Raw genomic sequence first — 9,072 nt, 5'->3', positions numbered from 1 at the left:
GTATGCATCCGGCGAGACGCGCCTTGTCGTGAGGTAGGGGCCTGCTCTTAAGAACGCTCTCGAGAGCACGCTTAGGAGCAGTGGATGCGGCAGATCACGGTGATGACCGGGCCGGAACGGCGGCGGCGCTGGAGCGACGAGGAACGGCTCCAGATTTTGGCAGAAGCCTTTGCGCCTGGGGCCAGCGTTTTGGCTGTGGCGCGTCGGCACGATATTTCCACGGCGCGCATTTACACGTGGCGCAACAAGCTGCGGCAGCCGCCCGCCCTGACGGAGTTCGCCGAGGCGGTGGTTGACGATGGCGAACAGCAGAATGCGCACCAGGCCGCAATGCCGGTGATCATCGTGGATCTGGGTGGCAAAGGGCGCGTGAGCATATCTGCGTCGGCACCAGCTGCCTTGGTGTCGGCAGCGCTCAAGGCCCTGCGATGATCCCAGCTGGCGCGCGGGTGTGGATTGCGATGGGCCACACAGATATGCGGCGCGGCATGCAGAGCTTGGCAGCAATGGTGCAGCAGAGCTTCTCGCGAGACCCATTTGCCGGCGATCTTTGGGTCTTTCGCGGGCGCAGCGGGGCGCTTGTGAAGATAATCTGGCACGACGGCCTCGGGATGTCGTTATATTCGAAGCGATTGGAACGAGGGAAGTTCATTTGGCCCGCCGCGAAGGACGGCGTGGTGTCGCTGACGAGCTCACAGCTGGCCTGCCTGCTCGACGGAGTGGACTGGCGGAACCCGCAATATAGCTGGCGCCCACAGAGCGCAGGATAGGCGCAGATTTTCTCGGCGGAGGCTGCATTTTCCGCTTCATCCGGGAGGTTTTCTATGATTCCATCCAAGTTGTGGACGCCGCCGTTTCGCCCCTGCCTGACGATATCGAAGCGCTCAAGGCGTTGGTACGGCTCAGTGCGCAGCGCGCCGATGAAGCCGAACAGCGGGCCACGAGCGCTGAAGCCGAACTGGCCAATGCCCGTGCCCGGGAGAGCGCCACCGAGGCGTTGATCTCGCACTACAAGTTGCAGATCGCCAAGCTCAGGCGCGAGCAGTACGGCCCCAGCGCCGAACGCACCCGCCGGCTTCTTGCGCAGATGGAGTTTGAGCTCGAAGATTTGGAGGCCGACGCCGCCGAAGATGATCTGGCCGCCGAGGCCGCCGCGACAAAGGCGACGAACGTCACCGCCTTTGAGCGCAAGAGGCCAGTTAAAAAACCGTTCCCCGTCCATTTGCCCCGCGACCGCGTCGTCGTTCCGGCGCCCTGTTCCTGTCCGGCCTGTGGCGGCATGCGCCTGTCGAAGCTGGGCGAGGATGTAACCGAGACGCTGGAGGTAATCCCGCGTGCCTGGAAGGTCATCCAGACCGTACGCGAGAAATTCTCCTGCCGTGACTGCGAGAAGATCACGCAGCCGCCCGCGCCATTCCATGTCGTGCCGCGTGGCTGGGCAGGGCCAAGCTTCCTCGCCATGCTGCTGTTCGAGAAGTATGGGCAGCACCAGCCGCTCAACCGCCAGGCGGAGCGCTTCGCTCGCGAAGGCGTGCCGCTGAGCGTCTCCACGCTTGCCGATCAGGTTGGTGCGGCGTCCTTCGCCTTGATGCCCATCTTTCGGCTGATCGAGGCCCATGTCTTTGCCGCCGAGCGCGTGCATGGCGACGATACCACCGTGCCGGTCATGGCCAAGGGCAAGACCGATACCGGTAGATTATGGGATTATGTCCGGGATGACCGCCCGTTCGGCGGCGCCGATCCGCCGGCGGTGGTTTTCTATTATTCGCGCGACCGGCGCGGGGAACATCCCCAGGCGCACCTCGCGTCCTGGTCCGGGATTCTGCAGGCTGATGCCTATGCGGGCTATTTTGAGCTGTACGCTCCCAACCGCCAGCCTGGTCTCATCCTGGAGGCAGGATGCTTTGCTCACGCGCGCAGGAAGTTCTTCGAACTTGCTGACGTCGAGGGCGCTGCGCGCAAGAAGAGCCGCGGCGAGCGGACTGGCCCGATCTATCCGATTGCGCTGGAGGCGGTGCAGAAGCTGGACGCCCTGTTCGACGTTGAGCGCGGTATCAACGGCAAGACACCAGCGGAGCGGCTTGCCGCCCGTCAGGAGTTGAGCGCGCCACTGATCGCCGAACTGCACGACTGGTTGAACGCCCAACTCGCCAAGCTGTCGCGTAACCATGATCTCGCCAAGGCTATCAACTATATGCTTCGGCGCTGGGACTCCTTCACCCGCTTCCTCGTCGATGGCAGGGTATGCCTCACGAACAACGCAGCGGAACGGGCGCTACGCTGTGTGCCACTCGGGCGGAAAGCATGGCTATTTTGCGGCTCCGATCGCGGCGGTCAGCGCGCCGCCATCATGTTTTCACTCATTCAAAGCTGTCGCCTCAACGACCTCGATCCCCAGGCTTGGCTCGCCGACGTCCTTGCCCGCATCGCCGGTCATCCGGCTAATCGGCTTGGCGATCTGCTCCCATGGAATTGGAAACCAACAGCGTTGAAGCTGGAGCCGTGATCTCATAGCATCACGGCATGGAATTTGACCCGCAACCCGAACTGATTGAATCCTCTCTCTGCCGGTCCATCGAACAGGCGGGCGTACGGCTGACCATCAACATCGTGCGGCTCGCCACCGAACGTGGCTGGTCCCTCGAGGTCGTCAACGAGCACGGCACCTCGACGGTCTGGGACAATCTATTCCCCACCGACCGCGATGCCGATGCTGCATTCCGCGATGTGCTCGCTCAAGAAGGCGTCGAGGCCTTCCTCGGCAAGTAAGATGCCAAATCCCCCAGCAAACCGTCAGTAGCCGCGGTCCTCACCGGATGCGTACGATCTGTGTTCCGTCGATGCGCGAAGTTAACGCCGAAGTAGTCGTCTGACGAGTGGCGTCTTGCCCACGTTTCCAATCTTGCAACCTATGGCAAATCAGAACATCGCGCGCACGCCGAAGACTGCAGATACACCGGACACACCCTCGCCAGCAGCGCGCGCAAGATCTGCGGTTCCACCAAGTTTACGTTCCCAATTGACGCCCACATAGGGCGCCAGCGATCGGTTACGCTCGTAACGAAGGCGTACACCCATCTCGAGGCGCTCAAAGCCCGCCCCAATGTTCAGCGCCGGCACGTCTTGAAACGCGAAATCCAGCTCAGCCTCGGGCTCAATCACCAGCGACTGAGTAATACGCTGCGTGTAGCCGGCCTTGCCCCGCGCATGAATGTCGCCCTTGTTCGAGACAAGCAACTGGCCTTGCAACTCGAACCAGTAAGGCGCCAGCCCCTCGATACCGACCAGTGCATAGGTACGCTGCGGATCGGGACGGAAATCCTGTCGCATGCCGAGTTGTAAGTTGAACCACGGATCCAGGGCGTGTCGCCAATAGGCATTGAGTTCAATGCGCTCGGCCCTCTCGCCGAACGTACCCTCTCCCTCGCTGGCGAGTACAATCCGGTCGATATCACCGCCGTACCAGGCCCGGCCCTCCCAGCCGAAACCATCACCGCTCTTGCCAGTGCGAAATTCCAACTGGTCCACTTGAAGTGCAAAGGTGTTAAACGTCATCTCCTTCAGCATCGCCGCGCGCGAATCGGCCATGCGATCAGGCGCGAAAAAACGTTCAGCAGGAAAGTCCGTCGGCACCGGCGGGGGCGGGGCATCGCCGGGCTTATCGCTATCGGTGCTTGCAGGCATGTCCATCTGCGAATGATCCACGGCGCCATGATCCGAACTGACATGCTCGTCGGCTCGATGCTGCGTCGGGTCAAACGCCTGAGCCTCCGCGGCAAGTGGAGAACCAGCAAGCAACAGCGAGGTGAGGATCGGAAAGATCCGAGCCATCAGCCTTCGCCCTCCCGCCGCACTGTGACGACGCGCATCATCCCAGCGTGCATATGCAGCAGCATGTGACAATGGAACGCCCAATCGCCCTCAGCATCGGCGGTGATATCAAACGAGGCCTTCCCACCCGGCAGCACATTGACAGTGTGCTTGCGAGCGCGGTTGCCGGGCTCGCCGCTAACCAGCTCGAAGAAGTGGCCATGGATATGAATTGGGTGCGGCATCATCGTGTCATTGATGAGATTGACGCGCACGCGCTCGCCTAGACGGAAAGGGATTGGTGACGGGTTTTCCGACATCGCCTTGCCGTCCATACTCCACATATACCGCTCCATCGCCGCGGTCAGATGCACGTCGATCTGACGGCCAGGTACGCGCACATCTGGATTGGCGTCTCGCGAGCGCAAGTCCGCATAAGTCAGCACTCGGTGGTCGACACTCTCCAGCCCAGTCGGGCGGTCGGCAAGCCGGTCCACGGGCATCGGCGAAAGCGTGGCGACGCCCGGCCCCATCTTCACGCCCGGCGCCACGGAAGGATCGCGCATCGACATCGAGTGGCCACTCATTGAACTGTTGGCGGGCTTGTTGAGGTCGATCACGCCGCCCTCGCCCATGTCCATGCCGTCCATGTCCATTCCCATGTCGCGCATAGTGAGGACCGGACGCGCACGCAGTTCCGGCGTTTCACCAACGAGTCCAGGACGCTGAGCCAGTGTCGCGCGCACGAGCCCGGAGCGGTCGATAGCCTCGGCGATAACGCCATAGCTTTCTGCGGCACCGGGCTGGACGATGAAGTCGTAAGTCTCGGCAATCGCGATCTGCACCTCATCGGTCTCGACCGGTTGCACGTGATTGCCGTCCGCTGCCACCACCATCAGCGGTAGCCCGGGGATGCGGAAGTTGAAGTTGGTCATCGACGAGGCATTGATGACGCGCAGACGCACTTTCTCACCCGGTGCGAACAGCCCGGTCCAGTTTTCCTTATTACCGTGACCGTTAATAAGGAAGCTGTAGGTCGACCCGGTCACGTCCGAAATGTCGGTCGCATCCATGCGCATCTGACCCCAGGCGAGACGATCGGCCAGCGACTGGTCCTTGCCTGCTAACAACCCCGTGAGCGTCTGGCGCTGGCGGTTGAAGTAGCCGCCCATCATCTTCAGGCGCCGCATCTGCTCGTGCGGATGGATCGGACTCCAGTCTGAAAGGACCAGAACATGCTCGCGATCGCAGGCGATTTCATCGGGTCTGGCAGGATCAATCACGATCGGGCCGAATAGCCCTTCCGCCTCCTGCATACCGGAATGCGAGTGATACCAGAACGTGCCCGCATGAGTGAGCGGGAACTCGTAGACAAACGTCTCACCTGGATCGATGCCGGGGAAGCTGATACCCGGCACCCCATCCATCTGGAATGGCACCAGCAACCCGTGCCAGTGTATCGAGGTCTGCTCTTTTAGGCGGTTGGTCACGGCAATCCGTACGGTCTCGCCTTCGCGTAGACGCAGCAACGGTGCGGGCAGAGTACCGTTAACTGTCACCGCATGGCCTGACCGACCACCCGTCGAGAAATGACTCTCATCGATCTGAAGCGCTATGGAGTTGCCTGTCAGAACACCGGAACCGGTGCTGGCATGAACTATTCCCGAGGTACCGCTTCGCGCCCACGCTGGAAACAGACCGCCCACCCCAAGGCTCCCGGCGAGAGCGCCGCCAAGAGCCAGGAAACGCCTGCGCTGAAGCAGAGAGCGAGCGATGTTGTCATTCGGCATCATCGCTGGGATACGCAGCTGTCGAACTTATCCCTCATTACTGCATGACAATTTTTTGATTGCAGCAAGAATTTGAGATTGCGGTTGGCACGCCGAACCAGTCACACCCCGCTCCCAATAGACCTGGCAGCCTCCAATTTGGCCATTCGGCTTTCAGCAACCTGATCGGCCGCATCGTACAGCATTGGCTCCTCGATATGAACATACCCCATAAACACTTCAACGCGGCGATGCGCGGTCAACGCCATGCCCACCTTGAGCGGCACTCCCGAATTTGCGATATCCGTCGCGGCGCGGTGACGAATGCCATGAGTGCCGACATGCTCTATCCCGGACACTGCTAACGCCTTTCGCCATGCACGATGGTACGCCGCGTACAGCGCCGGGCGGTTTGGGTCTTTTGGATTCGGTATGACAAAGGGGGAGTCACCAGCGGCGGCGGCTGCGAGTTGAAGCAGCACCCGCGCCTCTTTCGATATGGGCTTCCAAATTGGGCCGGTCTTACTATCAGGCCAATCGATCCTGCGCTTCTCAAAATCTACCCATGCCCAGCGTAGCTGGAGAATTTCAGACACCCGCGCTGCAAAGGCAAACTGAAGTCGCATAGCCAAGGTATATGCCGATCTCCCCCCGCCCTCGCCTTCCGGCAATTCGAGATAGTCCATCAATCGAGCCATTTCATCTTGACGGATAAGTCTAGGTCGCTTCTTTTTTGCGAGCGTGGTGACGCCCTTACAGGGGTTCGTATCCTCGGCTCGATAACCCCACTCCTCCGCCCGCTTAAACATGGAACTTAAGATTCCTAAAGATATGTAAGCCATGCCGGGAGCAAATCTAAGATCATCTACAAATTCTTTTATGTCCTTCTTACTAATGGACTCGATTTTATAATACTCTATCTTCTTAGTGATATATTTCTTGAACATATATCTGTGTAATTTCTGACTACTCTTTTTGTTACGCACCAATGTCCAGCGTTGATAGAATACTTCCTCGAATTCTCGGACTGTCATGCTGGCGCGCCTTTCAGCCCGAGCACGCGAAGGGTCTCCCCCCTCACGCACTTCAGCAAGCCATTTCTGGGCTATTGTCCTAGCTTGCTCGACGGTTAGATCGCCAAACAGCCCAAGCGCGGGCTTTCGCTTGACGCCCTCGTAATTTCGATACTGCAGCATAAAGGTTTTACGGCCGGCAGGCGAAACCTTGCACAGGAGACCGACGACCTCGGTGTCCCGTAGTTCATACGCCTTGGATTTGGCTTCAGCCGCTTCTAAGGCTCGCTTGGTCAACTTCAATATGGGCATTTTCGGACCTCCGAAAGCGCTCATGTCTGGGAGCCACATGGGAGCCATGCCGCATCAAACTCGAGCGAATTTGTTCCAAGGCCAGAGTATTGTAAGCTTTTTCAAACATCTGAAAAATAGACATTTATCGTACTTCATCGCACTCTAGCGGAGCCGATGGTACAGCGAAATTAGATGTAGCGTTCCATATTGGCGGTGAGGTGGATGTCGAGCGTGCGGGTCGGCGTGCGGATATCCTCGTTCGGTTCCAGCGCGCGCAGGTCGGCATAGGTGAGGACGCGATGGTCGACCTCCTCAAGGCCCGTCGGCCGGTCGGCGGTGCGATCGGCGGGCATGGAGGAAAGGGTCGCGACCCCCGGCCCCATCGGCACATTGGGCGCGACCGAGGGGTCGAGCATCTTCATGCTATGGCCGGACATGCTGTCATTGGCGGGCTGGCTGAGGTCGATCACGCCCCCCTGCCCCATGTCCATGCCCGACATGTCCATGCCCATATCCTTCATGGTGAGGAGCGGGCGCTGGCGCAGGTCGGGAATGGGCGCGACCATGCCGATCTGCGGCGCGAGCGTGGCGCGGACTTGCCCGGAGCGATCGATGGCTTCAGCAATGAGGCCATAGGGCTTCGCTTCGGTCGGCTGGACGATCAGGTCATAGGTTTCGGCGATGCCGATCTGGAACTCGTCCGTTTCGACCGGCTGGACATGCTGGCCGTCGCACTGGACCACGGTCATCGGCAGGCCGGGCAGGCGGACGTTGAAATTGGTCATGGCCGACGCATTGACGATGCGCAGCCGCACCCGCTCGCCGGGCGCGAAGAGGCCGGTCCAGTTTTCCGGCGTGCCATGGCCGTTGATGAGGAAGCTGTAGGTGGAGCCGGTCACGTCCGAAATATCGGTCGGGTCCATCCGCATCGCACCCCAGTCCATCCGGTCCTTGAGCTTCTGGTCCTTGCCCGCGAGCAGGCCGGCGAGCGTCTGGCGCTGGAAATTATGATAGCCACCCATCTGCTTGAGGCGCTTCAGCAGCATATGGGGATGGACCGGCGACCAGTCGGCCAGCACGATCACATGCTCGCGGTCGGACTGGACCGGATCGGGACCGGCGGGGTCGATGACGATCGGCCCATAATGGCCCATCGCCTCCTGCATGCCCGAATGGCTGTGATACCAGTAAGTGCCCGACTGGCGGATCGGAAATTCATAGGTGAAGGTTTCGCCCGGCCGGATGCCGGGGAAGCTGACGCCCGGCACGCCGTCCATCTGGAAGGGGACGATCAGGCCGTGCCAGTGGATCGACGTATCCTCTTTCAGACTGTTGGTAACGGCGAGGCGGACGCTCTGCCCTTCCTTCAGTCGAATGAGTGGGGCGGGAACGGTGCCGTTGATGGTGATGGCATGGGCCGACCGACCGCCAGTGCCGAAGTGGCTTTCGCCCACGGTCAGCGCGATCGTGTCTCCGGAGAGGACGCCGGGCGCGGGGCGCAGGCCGGGGGCGCCGCTGCGCGCCCAGGCGGGGCAGGCGCCCGCCAGCGTCAGGGCGGCGGCGCTCTTGAACAGGGTGCGGCGATCAAGGGACAATTGGCTCATGCCCCTTCATACGCGGGCGGGACTCTAATCCCTCAAAATTTCCGTGAGTTTCGCGCGGGCGCGGTAGAGGCGGGTTTCGACCGCCTTTTCGGTGACGCCCAGCACCTGGGCGGCGTCGGTCTGGCTCATCTGCTCAATCGTGCGGAGCAGCAGCACATCCTTGAGGGTCGCGGGCAGCGACGCGATGGCGGCGCTGATGCGGGCAAGTTCGCGCTGCGAATGGAGCCCTTCCTCCGGCGTAGCGCCATGGTCGGCGACGTCGAGCGCTTCGTCGATCGGTTTGGCGAAGGCGAAGAAGCGGCGGACGGCGCGGCGGCGCGCCCAGTCGCGGCACTTGTTGAGCGCGATCCGCGCGATCCAGACGCGAAAGGGCCGCGCGCCATCATAGCGGGCGAGCGCAGCGAAGGCGGCGACGAACGTCTCCTGCGTGATATCGAGCGCCTCGTCGCCGTCGCCGACATGGCCGCGCACGATCCGGTAGACGGCGTCGCGATGCCGCTGCATCAGCGCGCCATAGGCCGATTGCTGCCCCGCCAGTGCGCGGGCGGCGAGCGCGCGATCGTCGGGGTGCGCTTCGCTCAC

The 9,072-nt window shown here is 61.3% G+C and carries 8 protein-coding genes and 1 pseudogene; 4 read left to right on the top strand and 5 right to left on the bottom strand.

The window, feature by feature from the left end; genetic code table 11:
- The first annotated feature begins 84 nt into the window (after positions 1 to 84).
- The 4 genes from tnpA (at position 85) to DM806_RS12080 (ending at position 2,769) form a co-directional block, all read left to right on the top strand.
- The gene (gene tnpA, locus DM806_RS12095; protein WP_062788688.1) at positions 85 to 432 is read left to right on the top strand and encodes an IS66-like element accessory protein TnpA; all 348 of its coding nucleotides are present in this window, start codon (positions 85 to 87) and stop codon (positions 430 to 432) included.
- Positions 429 to 770, top strand: coding sequence for an IS66 family insertion sequence element accessory protein TnpB (tnpB, locus tag DM806_RS12090; RefSeq protein ID WP_019052498.1), 342 nt, complete (start codon positions 429 to 431; stop codon positions 768 to 770). Before tnpA ends, tnpB begins: the two co-directional genes overlap by 4 nt.
- Positions 771 to 841: 71 nt before the next feature.
- Positions 842 to 2,506, top strand: a complete 1,665-nt coding sequence (gene tnpC / locus DM806_RS12085; protein WP_179041790.1) for an IS66 family transposase — start codon at positions 842 to 844, stop codon at positions 2,504 to 2,506.
- Positions 2,507 to 2,523: 17 nt separating this feature from the next.
- Positions 2,524 to 2,769: a hypothetical protein gene (locus DM806_RS12080; RefSeq protein ID WP_019052496.1), complete on the top strand. Its 246-nt coding sequence runs from the start codon at positions 2,524 to 2,526 to the stop codon at positions 2,767 to 2,769.
- Positions 2,770 to 2,919: 150 nt separating this feature from the next.
- On the opposite strand, the gene DM806_RS12075 is transcribed toward DM806_RS12080, so the two are convergent.
- From DM806_RS12075 to DM806_RS12055, 5 genes and pseudogenes are all read right to left on the bottom strand, one after another.
- A complete protein-coding gene (locus tag DM806_RS12075; protein ID WP_179043437.1) occupies positions 2,920 to 3,831 on the bottom strand; it encodes a copper resistance protein B in 912 nt (303 codons plus the stop codon).
- Complete coding sequence (locus DM806_RS12070) at positions 3,831 to 5,600, bottom strand: copper resistance system multicopper oxidase (RefSeq protein WP_179043453.1); 1,770 nt, start codon at positions 5,598 to 5,600, stop codon at positions 3,831 to 3,833. Before DM806_RS12070 ends, DM806_RS12075 begins: the two co-directional genes overlap by 1 nt.
- A 101-nt stretch (positions 5,601 to 5,701) precedes the next feature.
- Complete coding sequence (locus DM806_RS12065) at positions 5,702 to 6,904, bottom strand: tyrosine-type recombinase/integrase (RefSeq protein WP_179043436.1); 1,203 nt, start codon at positions 6,902 to 6,904, stop codon at positions 5,702 to 5,704.
- A gap of 173 nt (positions 6,905 to 7,077) precedes the next feature.
- A pseudogene (locus DM806_RS12060) lies at positions 7,078 to 8,490 on the bottom strand (copper resistance system multicopper oxidase); the annotation flags it as partial.
- Positions 8,491 to 8,514: 24 nt separating this feature from the next.
- Entirely contained in the window at positions 8,515 to 9,072 is a 558-nt protein-coding gene (locus DM806_RS12055; protein WP_179043435.1) for an RNA polymerase sigma factor, read from the bottom strand.

The organism is Sphingobium lactosutens (assembly GCF_013393185.1).
GTDB classification, from domain to species: domain Bacteria; phylum Pseudomonadota; class Alphaproteobacteria; order Sphingomonadales; family Sphingomonadaceae; genus Sphingobium; species Sphingobium lactosutens_A.
The sequence above is the reverse complement of the archived record's forward strand: the minus strand, read 5'-3'. Positions and strand labels throughout refer to the sequence as shown.